Below are 729 nucleotides of genomic sequence, written 5' to 3'. Positions count from 1 at the left end.
CAAAGGAATTATAGCGAATATCTGTAACAAGAAAAACGAGGGAGGAGGCTATGGCAGTCTCCATATATCGGGCTTTGCCCCCAGTATCTTGTTAGACAGTGGTAAAGAATGCCAGTCGTACGAAAATAAAACCCTCAAAGAAATAGTAGTCGAAGCTACTAAAGAGTATAGCAATATTACCATTAACACTGAAGGAATGGTCAATACCAAGTACCAAATTCCTTATGTAGTACAGTACAAAGAATCCGATTATCAATTTATACAACGCCTTGCGCGGCGTTATGGTGAGTTCTTCTATTACAACGGCACGCAACTACAATTCAATAACGAAACCCAAAAAACAGTAACCCTTTTAGAAGGTGGTGACCTGATAGATGTAGAGTTTGAACTAATGCTCAAACCTCAACATTTTAGTTATCTCTCTTACGATGTAGCAACAGGTAATATGGAACAAAAAGCGACAGAAGAGGTACGTTTGCAGAACAAAGTAAATCCTTTTCAGTTTGCCGCTATTAAAGCCTCAGAAAAAGTATTTACCAAGAAACCTACCGTGCCTTATAACGCCATACCTGAAGATTTTAGAGGCGATTACCTCAAAGATGCTGTTCGCCGTGAAAAGGAAAGTCGAGAGCAGCTGATGCAGGTGCGAGGCAGAAGCAGAAACCCACATTTGCGTATAGGAGGCTTTGTAAAGCTGAGAGATATTAACGATAAGCCTATGGAGACTTA

General features: G+C 40.3%; 1 protein-coding gene. It reads left to right on the top strand.

The window, feature by feature from the left end:
- A partial coding sequence (locus HMPREF9441_RS16135; RefSeq protein ID WP_008622970.1) for a contractile injection system protein, VgrG/Pvc8 family occupies positions 1-729 on the top strand: 729 nt, incomplete at both ends.

The organism is Paraprevotella clara YIT 11840 (assembly GCF_000233955.1).
GTDB lineage: Bacteria > Bacteroidota > Bacteroidia > Bacteroidales > Bacteroidaceae > Paraprevotella > Paraprevotella clara.
The sequence above is the reverse complement of the archived record's forward strand: the minus strand, read 5'-3'. Positions and strand labels throughout refer to the sequence as shown.